At 36.9% G+C, this 15,703-nt stretch carries 10 protein-coding genes; 8 read left to right on the top strand and 2 right to left on the bottom strand.

Annotation, left to right across the window (positions count from 1 at the left end):
* Both PCNPT3_RS12060 and emrD read left to right on the top strand, forming a co-directional pair.
* Nucleotides 1-1,446 carry a leucyl aminopeptidase gene (locus tag PCNPT3_RS12060; protein WP_015466135.1) on the top strand — a complete coding sequence of 482 codons (1,446 nt, stop codon included), beginning with the start codon at nucleotides 1-3 and terminating at the stop codon, nucleotides 1,444-1,446.
* 249 nt (nucleotides 1,447-1,695) lie between these two features.
* Nucleotides 1,696-2,904, top strand: coding sequence for a multidrug efflux MFS transporter EmrD (emrD, locus tag PCNPT3_RS12055; RefSeq protein ID WP_015466134.1), 1,209 nt, complete (start codon nucleotides 1,696-1,698; stop codon nucleotides 2,902-2,904).
* Between the two features lie 151 nt (nucleotides 2,905-3,055).
* Here the strand turns inward: emrD and xapA are convergent, their stop codons facing one another.
* Nucleotides 3,056-3,889 carry a xanthosine phosphorylase gene (gene xapA / locus PCNPT3_RS12050; RefSeq protein ID WP_015466133.1) on the bottom strand — a complete coding sequence of 278 codons (834 nt, stop codon included), beginning with the start codon at nucleotides 3,887-3,889 and terminating at the stop codon, nucleotides 3,056-3,058.
* Nucleotides 3,890-4,062: 173 nt separating this feature from the next.
* Between xapA and PCNPT3_RS12045 the strand changes: the two genes are divergently transcribed.
* Complete coding sequence (locus tag PCNPT3_RS12045; protein WP_015466132.1) at nucleotides 4,063-5,043, top strand: LysR family transcriptional regulator; 981 nt, start codon at nucleotides 4,063-4,065, stop codon at nucleotides 5,041-5,043.
* A 283-nt stretch (nucleotides 5,044-5,326) separates the two neighbouring features.
* On the opposite strand, the gene PCNPT3_RS12040 is transcribed toward PCNPT3_RS12045, so the two are convergent.
* The gene (locus PCNPT3_RS12040) at nucleotides 5,327-6,175 is read right to left on the bottom strand and encodes a type 1 glutamine amidotransferase domain-containing protein (RefSeq protein ID WP_015466131.1); all 849 of its coding nucleotides are present in this window, start codon (nucleotides 6,173-6,175) and stop codon (nucleotides 5,327-5,329) included.
* Between the two features lie 183 nt (nucleotides 6,176-6,358).
* On the opposite strand from PCNPT3_RS12040, the gene PCNPT3_RS12035 reads away from it, so the two are divergent.
* From PCNPT3_RS12035 to PCNPT3_RS13605, 5 genes are all read left to right on the top strand, one after another.
* A complete protein-coding gene (locus tag PCNPT3_RS12035) occupies nucleotides 6,359-7,243 on the top strand; it encodes a LysR family transcriptional regulator (protein ID WP_015466130.1) in 885 nt (294 codons plus the stop codon).
* A gap of 1,010 nt (nucleotides 7,244-8,253) precedes the next feature.
* A complete protein-coding gene (locus PCNPT3_RS12030) occupies nucleotides 8,254-9,126 on the top strand; it encodes a hypothetical protein (RefSeq protein ID WP_015466129.1) in 873 nt (290 codons plus the stop codon).
* 523 nt (nucleotides 9,127-9,649) lie between these two features.
* Entirely contained in the window at nucleotides 9,650-10,144 is a 495-nt protein-coding gene (locus PCNPT3_RS12025; protein ID WP_015466128.1) for a hypothetical protein, read from the top strand.
* Nucleotides 10,145-10,618: 474 nt separating this feature from the next.
* Nucleotides 10,619-11,503, top strand: a complete 885-nt coding sequence (locus PCNPT3_RS12010; protein ID WP_015466126.1) for a tetratricopeptide repeat protein — start codon at nucleotides 10,619-10,621, stop codon at nucleotides 11,501-11,503.
* 331 nt (nucleotides 11,504-11,834) lie between these two features.
* On the top strand, nucleotides 11,835-15,695 hold the full coding sequence (locus PCNPT3_RS13605; protein ID WP_015466125.1) for an AAA family ATPase: 3,861 nt from the start codon (nucleotides 11,835-11,837) through the stop codon (nucleotides 15,693-15,695).
* Nucleotides 15,696-15,703: the final 8 nt, after the last annotated feature.

Genomic DNA, 15,703 nt, shown 5'->3' with positions numbered 1-15,703 from the left:
ATGAAATTTAATTTTAGTCCCACCGTGAGTGCTAAACAAGATACTTTATTGGTCCCTATTTTTTCAGATAATAATAGTTCACTTGAGAAATTAGCTTGTCATCAAGCGATTCAAGCGCTTATTGATGCGCAGCAAATTAGTACAGCCAAAGGCGAAGTCACCGCATACTTTTTTGAGCAACAAAAAGTGTTGTTACTTGGTGCGGGTAAAAAATCAGAGTTAAATGAAAATCGCTTACAATCTTTGATAGAAAGTGCTGTTAAAGCAACAAAAACACAAGCACAGCATGTCGCTATTTTTGTGGATGCACTTGTACCGAAAAGCCGTGATATTAACTGGACGTTGACCCAAGTAAGTCAGTATTGGGTAAGTAACTTGTATGCTTATGACACAACGAAAAGTAAAAAAGAAAGTGCCACAAAAACGACCCAAATTACTTTCATTAGCGCGACTGAAAATGAGAAAGCGGTACAATTAGGTTATGCGATTGCTCAAGGCATGAATATAACGAAAGAATTAGGTAACTTGCCTTCAAATATTTGTACGCCAACTTATCTTGCGGAACACGCGTTGGCTTTAAGTAAAAATAATAGTCAATTTAGTTGTGAAGTATTAGGTGCTGATGAAATGTATGCATTAGGAATGCATTCCTTTTTATCTGTCTCTAAGGGCAGTGATGAGCCTGAAAAACTAATTGTTTTAAAATACCAAGGTGCTCAAAGCAATGAAGCGCCACATATATTAGTGGGTAAAGGTATTACGTTTGATAGTGGTGGTATTAGCTTGAAGCCGGGTGCCGGTATGGAGGAGATGAAGTATGACATGGGCGGCGCTGCGTCTGTTCTTGGAACGATGAATACTTTAGCACTATTAACGCCAAAAATTAATGTGATTGCCATTATTGCTGCTGCTGAAAATATGCCGTCTGCACGCGCGTCAAAACCGGGTGATGTGATAACGAGTATGAACGGTAAAACAATTGAAATTATTAATACTGATGCAGAAGGCCGTCTTGTACTCGCTGATGCTTTAACTTATGCAGAGCGTTTTGAGCCTGCTTCTGTGGTTGATATAGCAACACTGACTGGCGCGGTGATCGTTGGTCTTGGTAGTCACCCAACGGCGGTCTACGCGAATGATGATGCTTTGAGTAAAGAGTTATTAGATGCGGGTTTAGAAGCTTGGGATCGTGGCTGGCCGATGCCTTTATGGGAAAATTACGAAGAAGAGATCACAACCCCATTTGCAGATCTTCGTAACACCGGTAATGTGGGTCGTGCCGGCGGATCAATCACTGCAGCTATGTTCCTAAAAGCCTTTGCAGAAAAATATACTTGGGCACATTTAGATATTGCAGGAACCGCGTGGACAAGTGGTAAAAATATGGCGTCAACGGGTCGACCTGTCCCAATGTTAACGCATTATTTACTTAACAAAATCAAATAAGGCCTAAAAAGGACACTTATTTGCATTAAATGCAGTTTATTTTAAAGCACCTTTTAGGTGCTTTTTTCTTTTTATTTCTTATAAAACATAAGCATAAGATTTAAGCAGTTTTCTACCAAAAAAATTGTTTATAAATCCATCAATAAAGTCTTGATCATCGCTTAACTTAGCTCTATTATCTCGCCTCGATCGCCCTATGCCGCTTTGGCAATTCCAGGGTTTTATCCTATTAAAGAATGAGTAACGCGCGTGTTAGATAAAATAAATCCCCCAAAAATGTCAAAATTATTATGCTTAGTTATTTTAATGGCGGCTGTTGGTCAAATGACGCAGACAATGTATGTTCCTTCCATTGCTCTTATGTCTGATTATTTTTCAGTTCCTGTCACTAGTTTACAAGCGGTGATGGCAGCTTATTTGATCCCTTATGGTATATCACAATTTATCTATGGACCTTTATCGGATAGGATCGGGCGAAGATCGGTTATTTTAATGGGCTTAGTTATCTTCATGTTGGGATCTGTCCTAACATTAATGACGTCAAGTTTTGAATTCTTTTTACTTGGAAGTTTTATTCAAGGCATGGGAACGGGTAGTTGTGGCGCTATGTCACGTACGGTAACGCGAGATTGTTTTGATGGTCCATTGTTACATAAAGCGAATAGTTATGTGAGCATGGGAATTATTATATCGCCATTGCTAGCGCCATTATTAGGTGGGTTTTTAACACAGATCTTTAATTGGCAGACAACTTATATCTTTTTATTGATACTGGGCATGTTAGTTACCCTGATCATGTATTTTTTCTTTGTTGAAACTTTACCGGAAGACAGACGAAAGCCGGAGAAAGTACTGCATAGTTATAAAATTGTCTTTAGTAATAAACACTATCAAGGTTATTTATTAACGTTACTGTTTACTTTTTCTGGGGTGGCTGTGTATGAAGCTGCGCTAGGCGTGTTGCTTGGCGGCGTCTTAAAATTAGACAGTGCAACGATCAGTATTTTATTTATATTACCTTTACCCGGCTATTTTATTGGTAGTGCATTATCTAGTCTTTTAGTAAATAAAATGTCGGTAACACGCGTACTCTATATTGCGGCATTCACATTATTGATTGGATCGCTTTGTATCGTGATCCCTGGGATCGCCGGGTTAGTGACTGTTAACTCTCTTATTATTGGTGGGTTTCTTTACTTTTTGGGTGCGGGGATTTTGTTTCCCGTTGCCACGTCTGCAGCGTTAACGCCTTTCCCATATCATGCGGGAACGGCAGGGGCTGCGCTTGGGGGCACTCAAAATATAGGGGCTGGCTTAGCCGCGATGAGTGCTTCTTTTATGGCAATGGATAATCAGTTTAATTTAGGCGTAGTGATGTTACTTATGGCTTTATTAACACTTATATTTTTAAGACAGAGCAGTAAAGAAAAGCATTTCCACGCACCACAAATGTCATAATTAAAGGCAATAACGGCTTTGCAATATAAAATAGAGTATTTATTATTCTGGCCGTTATTAAAGTTTAGGACCAAGGTTGAGTGTTAAAGGTATAAAATATTAAGCATGGTATTTGTTGGCTTGCATGCCAATAAACACCATGTTGTGATTTTTAGTACTTTTTAGTACTGACTACAAAGGCTTGAATTAAGTTTAAAAAGTCACTTTCGGCTAATTTTGCTGATTTTAGTGTTTGTGCATGTGATAATTTCACATCTCCAAGGCCCTCTGCAAGATTTGTGATTGCGCAAATAGCGAGGACAGGTAATCCACAGTGTGCAGCGGAAATCACTTCGGGTACGACGGACATGCCGACGACATCACCCCCCATAATTTGCATCATGCGGATCTCTGCTGGCGTTTCAAAGCAAGGGCCGGTGTAAGAAACAAAGATACCTTCGTTTAATGTGATGTTTTTATCGTTAGCAATACTCAGCGCTTGCTCGCGCAGTTTTTTATCATATGCGTTGGCGAGGCTAAAGAAACGAGGGCCATACTTTTCATCGTTTTCACCTGTCATTGGTGTGCTTGGCATCGTATTGATATGATCTGAAAAAACCACTAAAGAGCCAACCCCAATGCGCTCGGGACTTAATGAGCCGGCTGCATTTGTGACTAATAACAATTCACAACCTAGCATTTTGAACGTGCGTACAGGCGTTGTCATCACCTTCATTGTCTCATGTTCATAAAAATGACCACGGCCTTTCATGCAGATAATCGGCACGCCTTGTAAATAACCTAAAACCAGCTCTCCGCTATGACCTTCGACAGTGCTAACGGGGAAGCCATCTAACTCTTGATAGTTAATACTTACTTTATCTTCTAATTTATCAGCAAGTACGCCTAAACCCGATCCGAGGATCATTGCGATTTGAGGCTTAAAGCCAGGTTTATATTTTTCGATGGTAGCAATGGCATTGGTAACCGGATCATAGGTAGACATATTTTATTCCTCAGTGAATTTATATTATCCTCATGATATTCTTAAGTTCTTTAAATTAAAATCACTTTAATCAGCACCAGTGTGCTGTTTTTCAGCACCTTAAAATAACGAGCCTATGGGGATTATTTTTTATAAGTGCGGTTTTCATATAAACTCAAAACGGATGTAAATTAGTGCATACAACGGGTAATCAATCGGTGGGAAAAAGCAATTTAGAGTTGCCCTTCGACATTAAAAATCTTGCTTGGAGTGAACGTTTAAGTATGAAAATGCTGAGGTATTTTTATGTGGCGAGTCATAGTCAAAATTTAACGCAAGCCGCGGAGCGTTTACATATATCAAAGTCTCCCTTAAGTGCTCAGATGCGCGAACTCGAAGCGATCCTAAATGTCGTATTATTTAACCGTCAGCAGCGCAGTCTGCAACTTACCGCTGCCGGAATATTATTGCGAGACGAATGTGCTCATATTTTTACAGTCATTGAAGGTTCCGTTAATAAAGTGTGTCAATTTGATAGGGAGCAACAAGAACATTTACGTTTTGGAATTATAAGCTCTATTTATTGGGCGGGATTTAGCTCTGCTTGTCAGCAACTTAAGAAGCAATATCCGAAATTTCAGTTTGAATTTATTGAGTTATCGCCCATGGCACAAAAAGAGGCGTTAGTTAATAATGATATCGATATTGGTATCGTACGTTATGCCGATACGCTTAATATTAAACCCTTAGTGGCAGCTACACTCTATACTGAGTCAATGTGCGTCGCCCTTTCAAAGAAGCATAAGTTTAGCGCTAGAAAAAGGCTTTGTTTATCCGAATTAAGTGATGAAAAGTTTGTGATGATGAAGCAAAAAAACTCGGCATCTTCGCAATTAATAGTGCAACATTGTATAAAAGAAGGCTTTATAACGCAGATAGCTCAAGAGGTCATTGAGCCGATGACATTAATGAATGTGCTTGAAGATCAGGAGTATATTTCTATTGTGCCACAGAGTTTTGCAAAGCAAAGTTGGAATAACATGTGTTTTGTAGCACTTAAACAGCCAATTGTTGCGGATATTTGTGCTATTTACTGTGCGCAGACGATCTCGACGCAAAAGCAGATGTTCATTGAGTCTTTACGTGTTTTGATGAGTACATCCCAAAGGAACTAAAAAAGTGATCCATCTTGCTTGTTGAAATTATCCCACCCAGTGTTGTGTGTCGTGAGTCGTAAGTGAGAACAACTATCTCCAGCAACTCACGCATTGCTAGTGCTAATTTTTCCTGCGCGGTACATGATCACTTAATTTATTCCACTGCTATAAGTATCTTTAGATATTTAAAATCCACCATTATTAAAGGTTTTCGTGACGATATTATTGGCGAGAGTAGACTCATATAAGACCGTATTAATCAGTAATATGATCTTATATGAGATTATTTGTTTTTAGAAAACTACTTCTCAAATCGTTTAATAAGCGCGAGTGCCACATTGGTAGCTGATGCAGGATTTTGTCCTGTGATCAATTCGCGATCGATAACGACGTTAGAATGCCAAACTTCAGCGCTTTGACTATATTGCCCACCTGCCAATTGTAATGCACTCTGCGGATAAAATTTCATCTCACCGCCACCGAGCCAAGCTTTACCTGCTTCTTCTTCTGCATTACTAAATGCAGTCATTTTATAACCGTTATAGATCCAACTAGATGGTTTCTTAGTATTTTCACCCGCTTCTAATGAGGCGACAAATTGCGCTGCATTTGGCAAGGTTGAAAGTAAAGCGATAGGCCCATGACAGACTAACGCAGTCACTTTTTGGTTATTATGAAAATAGGTTAACAAGGCGCCCATGTTTTTATCTTTTAATAAATCATTCATTGGAGCATGGCCACCGGGAACATAGATAGCATCAAAATGATCATAACCAATTTGCTTTACGCGGTTTAAACTGATCACGGGAGACTCAATACGATCAACTAATTTTAATGATTTAAGCAAGGTTTTATGTGCCTGCAGTGCTTTTTCATTACCATTAAAAAACATCGCATTGTCAGAAATTTTGTCCATGGTAGGGGCTAAGCCTGTTGGCGTAACAAAAGTCAGTGTATGACCTGCATCCAATAAAAGTTTTACAGGTTGCATTAGCTCATTGAGATAAAATCCTGTTTGATAGATATCAGTCCCTTTTAGTTTTAACTGATCTTTGTCTGACATGACGACGAGAATATTCTCTGCAATGGCCATTTGACTGCTGGCTACAAAGATCAAACTTGCTAATACAGATTTAGTAAAAATTTTCATGCTGTGTTCCTATCATTTCGTTGCTATTTAACGTGTCTATTTATTTCCAATTCATCAACTCAATGTTAATGAATTTGGCTGTTTTTATCTTGAATGTAGCTTACAAGTTAAAATCGGCTAGAAAAAGCATGAATACGTGTATAGTTAGTTTCCATTTTGGAATTTAAGCAATAGGTGAGGATGATGGATACTTTAAGATCAATGGCATTATTTGTTAAAGTTGCTGAAACAGGTAGTTTTAAACAGGCAGCTGAAGAAATGAATTATTCCAACTCTCTTATTAGTAAAGAGATTGGTAAATTAGAGCAAATGGTCGGTGCTCGTCTATTGCAACGATCGACGCGTAAAATACATTTAACGGAAATTGGTCTGGGATATTTAGAACGTTGCCGTAAGATCCTTAGTGCAGATCAAGAAGCGCATGACTATGTGCAAGAGATGCAAGGTCAGCCTAAAGGGCGCTTAAAAATAAATGCGCCGATGACGCTCGGGATAACTGATTTGAGTCTTGCTTTTGCAGCCTTTACTGAGTTGCATCCCGAAGTGGAATTAGATGTTGATTTAAGTGATGAGCCCGTTGATCTGATTGCTCAAGGTTATGACATAGGGTTTCGTGTATCAAGTACCTTTATCGACGTAAATTATGTCGGTAAGCCGATTGCATCTTTTAGTTTACACTTAGTGACCACGCCTAAATACCTACAAAACCATGGCCCAATAGAGTGCCCAGAGCAACTCAGTGAGCACAATTTTTATCTTTACAGTTTAGCAAATAGTAAAAACAAACTACCCATTGGTGGCGGTATTACGGTCAAGGGAAACCTCAAAGCCAATAATACGATATTTCTTCGAGATGCCTTATTACAAGGAAATGCGATAGGCCTTTTCCCTAGTTTTGTGTGTGCTAAAGAGATCAAATCAGGGCTTTTGGTCGAGTTGTTAGTTGATTATCCGCTACCTAAATTAAATTTTTATGTGTTATATCCAAGTCGTCATTATACACCACCAAAATTAGCAAAATTTGTAGAATTTATGCAAGCTTGGTTTGAAAATAAAGACATAAGCTAATCAACGTTGAGGCTTGTTTATTGCTCTATTTTTCGTATTAAAATCACACTATAAATGAATAGATCAGCTGAACATGTTTTTATGGCAGTGACGCGAAAGCGATTAAGCGCATTAATTCTGTTTTTCTAATATTAGAGGCAATTCTTTCTTTTTGAATGTTGTAGTAACTCGGTGTATTATTCTTTCGTTCTTTTTAGTGCCACTGCTTTGAAAATGTATTTTTTCCTTTTTAGGCTGGTGTTGTATTGATAAAGATACCCTTTTTTCTTATGCCTCAATGTGTACTCTAACGAAACACGCGTAACGCAGTGTAATTTAAAGCAAAACTAGCACATGAATAAAGAGAGAAATATAATGACGAACCCATCACCCATCGAACCGCTTTAGCGTAGCCCCCATGCATGATTGGACGGTGTTTTAATTTATTTTCATATTAATCAACTGGTTGTTGGGGTGGGTTATTTAGAAGAGACTCTTTAGATACCCTCTGTAAGGTAAGTGTCTAATTATTTATTGTTTTTTTATTTCTAGAATGTTCTTGTCACCCCTCGTTTGGATATCAAACATATCCAAGATAGGTATTGTCAACTCAACAACCTCCGTATGAGTTATGCGATAATATCCCGATGAAAAATTCTAATATCTACGCCGGTTATCGTTATCCAGCGCAAATAATCAATCATGCAGTCTGGCTTTATCCTCGTTTTACATTTCACTTTCGATAGTTCGAAGAATTACTTGCACCACGCTGTGCTCTTGTACTTTTGATCCTCTTCACAATACCATCAAAAGCTTTCGAGTTTTATTTGAAAGACAACAAAATTGTAGTCAGATTTATTTGAGCATTACAGGCTCTAATTTGTAAATTACGACAAGATCACACCCATAAATATAATTGGAAAATAAATATAAATTGCGTAAATAATTTTTTATTACGTCCCTATTGTTGACCTTGTTTTTTTATTATTGTCGATTAAATTTAATGAGTAAACATAGATAAAGGACGTAATATGAAATTTAAAACATTGTTGGTTGTCATGGGGTTAATCCCTTTAGTTGGATGTGGCAGTGCTAGTAACGATACATCGCAAGGAATAATCGATCCTGAATTGCCTAATATTGAAATAGCGGATGAAGCCTCTACAGGCGTAAATAAGTCAATGTTACAGTGGCAATTCTTTCCGACTGATAACCCTTTTGCGGGTGATTTATCTATTATGTTAGCAACGATTTCTGAGAATGTGGTGACTATGAGTATTATGTACGAATCAGAGGCCTACATTGCAATTCTTGACGGTTCTAATGTGGATGATAATCAACAAATTGTTCGCAGTGTACGCTTTAAGCGATTCCTAGATGGCTTTGACAATCTCGGGTTACTAGCAGATCGTAACGCACTTGATGGTACGGTCACTTTCGACCTGTCTGGAGAAACTCCATCTGTTTCATTCGATCTTGTTAGTGAAAAAGATAGCGTAGAAATAAAGAAAACATCTGCTAGTTCTTGGGCTGGTTTATTGAACGAAGGGTTGCCTGTAACGCTAGATGCGCTTGACATTCATCCAATAAGCAATGATGGTGACTTTGTTTATAATGGCAATGGTGAATTTGTATTTGTTGATGACTCTTCAGGATGTTCAATCACAGGTGTTGCACGTGAGACTTCGTACCTTACGATGTCAAAAGAGAATTTTTACTTAAGTGGCTCTGGGCATATTTTTGATTTTGCCATTCTACAAGAAAACTCAAACTGTGACGTAGGTGAAGAAGGAAAGGCGGGTACTATTAATATCTCATTTAGTGAAAAATATACGGATATTATTATTCTTGCACCATTACATAATTACAATGTTACTTATCAAGGTCAAGTAACGCATTATTAATATCATTTACACGCAGATAACAAAAAGGCTTACTAAGTTAATAAGTCTTTTTGTTGGCTTTTTTTGCACGATAATCGTCTAATAAAAAAATCAAATTTTATGATCAAGCTCGGCGTTTTTGAGTTGTCACTGAGCAATTAATAACCTATTTTGATTTGGTCGCCATTTATTCAAAACTAAACATTATCACGCTTTCCGTGATCGTTCCGTCGTAGAATGGGATAGAGGTAGTTGTGTATAAAATTTAGATTGAACAGTATTTAAATAGTATTTGAACTAATTTACTCAGTTCTAGTCAATAAATTGACAATACCTAGCCATAGTATATCGTTGCTAAGATTCTGTATAGTAAAGAGTATTTGTCAGCTAATGAAACCCATCCGTTAATAGTGGCATATTAGAAATGTTGTTGATTAAATCATTACGAAAAGTGATATTGAAGAAAACGTAATGTGCGTCGTTGTTGGATTATATTTTTTTAGCCTGAATGAGTTTTTAACTAAAATCAAAGGAAACAGTTATTATGTTTGGTCGAAATTCAAGCGACTTTGAAGTAGTTAAGCGTATAGATAAGATTGTCTATGCGTTAATGTTTATCGCTTTTATATTTTATTTTCCCACGACATTGTTACCAGAAGTATTCCTCACAAAAAATGCTAAAACGATATCAAGCCCTACTATGCAGGCTATTCCTGATGCTCACTCGATGAGTGTAAATACATTTATTGTTCCTTTTTTCGGTTGTTTTAAACGGTATAGTGCGAGCGTTTATTCAAGAGGAAATAGTATATATAGCGATCATTACTGGCGTCGAGTTTTTTGTGAAGGATTTAGCCTGGACTACAAACTGGTGAAAGAAGGGGCACGGCTAAGTGTCTATTATTTTAAACCTATTTCAGGACAGGTTGAACTCAACTCAAAGATAGAAAAGAGGATGTTATTCGATGCAGATCAGACATTCTCTAAGTTGTTTGAGTATCGATATGCAAGAATGCTTAAAGATAAAAAGAAAGGGTAAAGTAATGATTTTTATATATTCAGTCGCTTGTATCTATCGATTAGTTATAGCTTGCTTTGTTGGGCTACTAACCTATTGGTGGGGAGGTGGTGTTGATTACACTATTTTTTCGATAGTTGCCTGCTTTTTATTACTTATGCGCTTAAATGCTGATTTCACTGGTGAGTCTAGTTTATTTTTATATTTATTCTATAGGGCATTGTTTTGTGCCGTCATTTATTCATATGTGATCCTGACTTTCTTTTATGGCTTATCTCAAGCCTCGAATGCTATGTAAAAACGAGGTGCTGATGCAAGGATTAAGGTGTATTTTCCGTTATGTGGAACGATTTTCCAACAGCTCAAGTTCGACTATGATGGTGATAAATTATTCGCAGCTATCCGGGAGAGAGTCATCAATAAAATGTACTATTTCGGAAATACGCTCCTATGTATATTTTCGATTAAAACAAACATAAAACAGGATATAACATCATGGAGATGATAATTTACACGTTACGTAAATACCTATATATAACGCTTAATCTGATTGCTATTGTCTGTGATTTTGCGCGTATATGGGTTCCAGCCTTATGCTTTATATATATGTTTACTCAAAGTGATGGCAGTTCAGCTGAGTGGTTTCTAATAATAATTGAGACAGCTATTTTGGGGTATTTTGGTGGAATCGTAGTGAAATTTTTTGGCCTTCTACTCCTTGTTGTAAATGACTACGTTGAACCGAATATCGAAAATTATAAGACAGAGAAAAACTTTCCGATTTTATTAGTGCTACGGAATTTTGGGATTGGTTTAGTAGTTACATTTGTGGTGTTTTATTTTAGATCAATGACAACCGTATTGCCTGAAGGCATGGAAATAAAAAGTAACCAGAATAAAAGAGAAAGCCCAACAGTAAGCGTTTCTACAAAAAAAGAGCGAGGGAATACATCTAAAACTAACTGGGACAATTTATATCTTCTACCGGGTAAAAATTTCTATTTTGAAAAGTTGAATATTAAACATTCTTACCAATATTTAATAACAGCAGCAAGAAAGGGAGATAGCGAAGCGAAAATTCGCGTGGCTATCTTGTATATGCATGGGATTGGCGTAAAGCAAAATTTTGAGAAAGCTAAATATTGGTTTGAACAATCAGCAAATGACAACCATCCACAAGGTCAAAAAATGTATGGTTATACTTTATATGGGACTCAAAATAGTGAGGCGTTCAAGTATATTAAAAAAGCCGCGCTACAAGGTGATTTAGAAGCTCAATATTTGACGTCAAAGTTTTATCTGGATGGAATTGGAGTGAAAAAGGATAAGGAAAAGTCTGAGTATTGGTTCCAAAAAGCGATAGCTAAAGATATATTTTAAAATCCACTGGCATCATATTGTCAACTTAACCTTATTGCTATTAATAATCCATATGTAATTGATAATACTTTCAGTAGTTTGCAGTGGCGATGGCCAAACATCAGCTTGTTGTGCTATAAAATAGATGAATAAACATTATTTAACGTGATGTTAATTAATGTTTATTGTTATGAATGTTGATGCCGCATGATCAGTAAGCTTGGTAATAGCTTTTATTTTTTAATAGAAAGGAATATTAAATAAATGAATATTTCTAAAATAAACCCTTCACATGTACGAGGAGCATCATGTTTTTGCTGCTCAATAACAATACAAATTGGATGTTTCGATAATGAGTCAATTAAGAATTATTAATGCCTGCTTTAACCATCTTAATATTTTTTTCCAAAACTCTTCCCTTAATAACAAACTGTTAAGTGAGCCGGATACTTTTTTACCTTTACTATTATTACTCGTTGAAAAAACAGTTAATGACCCCTCGATTATGCGTAGGCTTGTTCGTTATGATTTAGTATACAGGGAAAAATCTCTTTTTTATTTAGTGGCAAAAAATGTCAACATTAAAGATGCAGACGTGCTTCTTAATATAATTTTGGAAATGAAAGGGATTCAACCTTTAATTCACTTATTTGATTGTATTGAAAATAATGATGAGAAGCGTAAAAGCTATGATCTAATAAGATTGTGTGAATATATGAGAAAGCACCTTTCAGGGAAGGAAGAAGGAAAGGCCTTCGATAAAGAAAAGGATTTTGAGTTCCTGTTCAATCATATTACGACTAACTCCCTCTCTGAAACATTTATAAATACGCAGCTTAAACACTTAGATGATTTAACAATTTGTGACGAATTTGATTTTGAGGTAGCTACCGAAAGTAAACCGTTACCTAACGATTTTGTTATTTCTGAAGTATATCCTCAGCTCAGTGGAACAGATAAAGAGATATTTGATGAGTTAGCTGTCCTAGCGTGTGCTTGTTACCTTTCTGAAAATCCAAAGATAAATAGTATTGAAGATATTAAGAAAGATGAAGAACTAGAGGTTGATGAGCAACTACTGCTAGGTGCTATTATTAACCACAAAGAAATATTAAATAAAATTTCAGTGTCTTTGAATTGCCTGAGTTATCAGCTTGTATTTAGCCATGATGTATATAATTTACGTGAAAAATTAAGATTGAACGTCACGACGCGTTCATCCGAGTCTACTTCTACCACGTGGTATGAATACGCAAAACACTTTGCTACAAATTTAAAGTTATCTGGTCCCGTTCTTGCGTGTTTCTCAATTGCAATAGACAGCAATAAACTTAACATTGATAGTTTTGTTTATGCATTACTTACACAATCAAATAATCCATTTGAAGCTTTTGTTAGTATGAATCAGCATGGCAATAGCGCAGTGAAAACGGCATTAGCTAGCCAGAAAATACAACAGAGCCTTAATAATAAGGTGATTGGTCAAGAATTAGCAGTAGAAGGTTTATGCCAAGGATACTTAACATCTAGTATTGAAGCGCAACAAGGGCCTCGTTTAATACTTACATTTGCCGGTCCATCGGGTGTAGGGAAAACTTATTTAGCATCGCTGTTACAAGAAGAGTTGAATAATTTTGAAAAAACTGGATATGTTTTTAATATTTTTAATATGGAGAACTATTCGGACGAAAGAGATGGAATGAAATTGTTTGGGACCGGGGTACAGTATTCGGGTGGAAGTGCCGGTATGTTAACCTCTGAAGTACGTGCTCAACCAAGGCAAATTATTCTTTTTGATGAAATTGAAAAAGCTCACAGTGTGGTAATACAATCACTGTTATCAATTTTAGACTCCGGGACAGTAAAAGATCAAACCAGTCAAGAAGAGATCGACTTTAGCCAATGCATTATTATTTTCACTACCAATTTAGGGCAGGATGTTTTAAAAAATAATACTCAAAATAACAAATTAAGTATTTTTGATTTACTACAGGAGTCTGAAAATCCATCTAATAAAACTAAATTATCACCAGAGTTCATTAATCGCTTAGCAAAGGGATTTCCTATTTTATTTTCTGATTTAAAAGTAAATCACTTAGTGAGGCTTGCTGAAATGCAAGTGGAGAAAATAGATACAGCGCAAGCGAATGTCACTTATGATTGGCCTCATGATTTTGCGAGTTTGATGTTGCAAAGTATGTCTCCAGATATTTCAGTAAGAGGATTAACAAACAATCTCGCTAAGCACAAATCAATGATATTAAGTCGAGCTATACCTTTCTTTACAGAAGATTCTTTAGCGGTTAATTTCCAGATTGAAATTGATAAATCAGAGAAAGATGAACAGTCGTCACCTATCCAGTTGTTATTATTAGATGATGATTCAAGGGTTTTTGATCAGGTAAAAAAACATCAAGAGGGTAAAGGAATTACATTGTGTGCCAGTGTGGAAAGCCTTCATAATACTATCGAATCAAGTCATCCAGATGCTCTATTAATTGATGTTGAGACTGCCCAGAAGAGTAACATTCAACTAAAAGGGATCATTTCAGAGTTACTTAAAAAGAATCACAAAACCCCTATTTTCACCTATTGTATTCTCGATGTGGATAATCATGAGGCAGCACAACCATTACCTCATGAGGTACGAGAACATTTTAGTATTGATCTTAATGAATTGTCCGCTTCTTTCTGTCAAATGCTTACTAGGGTGGAATACTACCTTGAGACAGAGCGTAAGCTTTTTAATATGCAACGTAGAAATGAACAATTGCAATATCGTTGCGAAGTAAGTAAAGAAGATGATGTATATCATGTTCTTTATAAAAAACTTTCAGTTGTTCAATTAATAAAAAGTATTGATTTAAAAGAAGGAGAGCTGTTTAAAAAAACGCTACCGACGCTAAAACTAAATGATGTTGTTGGCTTAGAACGGGCTAAAAAACGCCTAAAAGAAGTGGTTAACTGGCTCAAGTCTCCGGAAAAGTTAGCCAACTTTGGAGTGAAAGTGCCGAGTGGTTTTCTATTTGCAGGGCCACCCGGAACAGGAAAAACCTTTTTAGCAAAAGCATTAGCGGGAGAAAGCGGATTACCTTTTTTTAGTGTCTCATCTTCCGAACTGTCTGAAAGCCATGCTGGTGGTACGACTGAAAATATTAAAAAATTATTTGCAACAGCGCGTAAATATGCACCTTCAATTATTTTTATTGATGAGATTGATGCGATTGCAGGAAAGCGTTCAGGATCAGCAGAAGGGGCGAGTAGAGATAGAAACTTAACGGTTAATGCATTGCTAACAGAGATGGACGGGTTCACGCCGCAAAGCGATCCTATCTTTATTTTAGCAGCGACAAATCATCCTGAATTACTAGACCCGGCTCTTGTTCGTCCTGGACGCTTTGATGAAACTATTTATTGTGACCTGCCTAATGTAGAAGCAAGAAGGCATTTTTTCACTCGCTTTTCCCAAAAGCATCAAATCGCGTTTTCTAAAGAGGAGATGAAACAACTTGTATCTTCATCTCAGGGAATGTCGTCTGCTGAAATAGAGCAAGTATTCCGCGAAACTATATATCAGGCAATCGGTGACAATAAAGCCTTAACAAGTGAAGGTATTAAACAAACTATGATACGTGTTTCCTATGGTTTACCCTCGGATCATATTGTGTTGAGTGCAGAAGAGAAGCATAGAACGGCGTATCACGAAGCTGGTCATCTATTACTATCAAAACTTCTATTTCCCAAGCAACCCATCGACTTTGTCACCATTGAACCGCGCAATAATGCATTAGGTTTTGTTGCGACACGTGCAGCTGACGAATATGAAAGCTTATCGAGCACAAGAGTAAAGCATCGCTTAGAGATGTTATTAGCAGGGCGTGTTGCAGAGAAAATATTTACCGGATCCTTCGATGAAGTAAGCTCAGGCGCTTCAGGAGACATAGAAAAAGCAACCCGGTTAGCAATGCATGCAATCTATGAAGGAGGCTTAGATGCTTCTGTTGGGCCAATAAACATTGGGTTACTAACTAAATTTGAAGAGAGCGACTTACTGTTAAAGGCGCAAACAGCCGTAAAATCATGGCTACTTGAAGCAGAGTCATCAGTGGAAGCTCGATTAATTGCACACCGTGAACAATTAGATCTTATTGCTAATACATTAATTGAAAAAGAATCATTAATTGGCGAAGAGATTGAAGCTCTGTTTTTGTGATTTTCACT

This window comes from Psychromonas sp. CNPT3, assembly GCF_000153405.2.
Lineage (GTDB): Bacteria > Pseudomonadota > Gammaproteobacteria > Enterobacterales > Psychromonadaceae > Psychromonas.
Note: the sequence above shows the minus strand (reverse complement) of the source record. Positions and strands in the feature narration are given on the sequence as shown.

Bases quoted from the DNA above. Each gene is read 5' to 3' on its own strand.
- PCNPT3_RS12060 (WP_015466135.1), top strand. From the start codon at position 1: ATGAAATTTAATTTTAGTCCCACCGTGAGTGCTAAACAAGATACTTTA.
- xapA (WP_015466133.1), bottom strand. From the start codon at position 3,889: ATGTCTACCTATGATCCGGTTACCAATGCCATTGCTACCATCGAAAAA.
- PCNPT3_RS12040 (WP_015466131.1), bottom strand. From the start codon at position 6,175: ATGAAAATTTTTACTAAATCTGTATTAGCAAGTTTGATCTTTGTAGCC.
- PCNPT3_RS12035 (WP_015466130.1), top strand. From the start codon at position 6,359: ATGGATACTTTAAGATCAATGGCATTATTTGTTAAAGTTGCTGAAACA.
- PCNPT3_RS12030 (WP_015466129.1), top strand. From the start codon at position 8,254: ATGAAATTTAAAACATTGTTGGTTGTCATGGGGTTAATCCCTTTAGTT.
- PCNPT3_RS12025 (WP_015466128.1), top strand. From the start codon at position 9,650: ATGTTTGGTCGAAATTCAAGCGACTTTGAAGTAGTTAAGCGTATAGAT.
- PCNPT3_RS12010 (WP_015466126.1), top strand. From the start codon at position 10,619: ATGGAGATGATAATTTACACGTTACGTAAATACCTATATATAACGCTT.
- PCNPT3_RS13605 (WP_015466125.1), top strand. From the start codon at position 11,835: ATGAGTCAATTAAGAATTATTAATGCCTGCTTTAACCATCTTAATATT.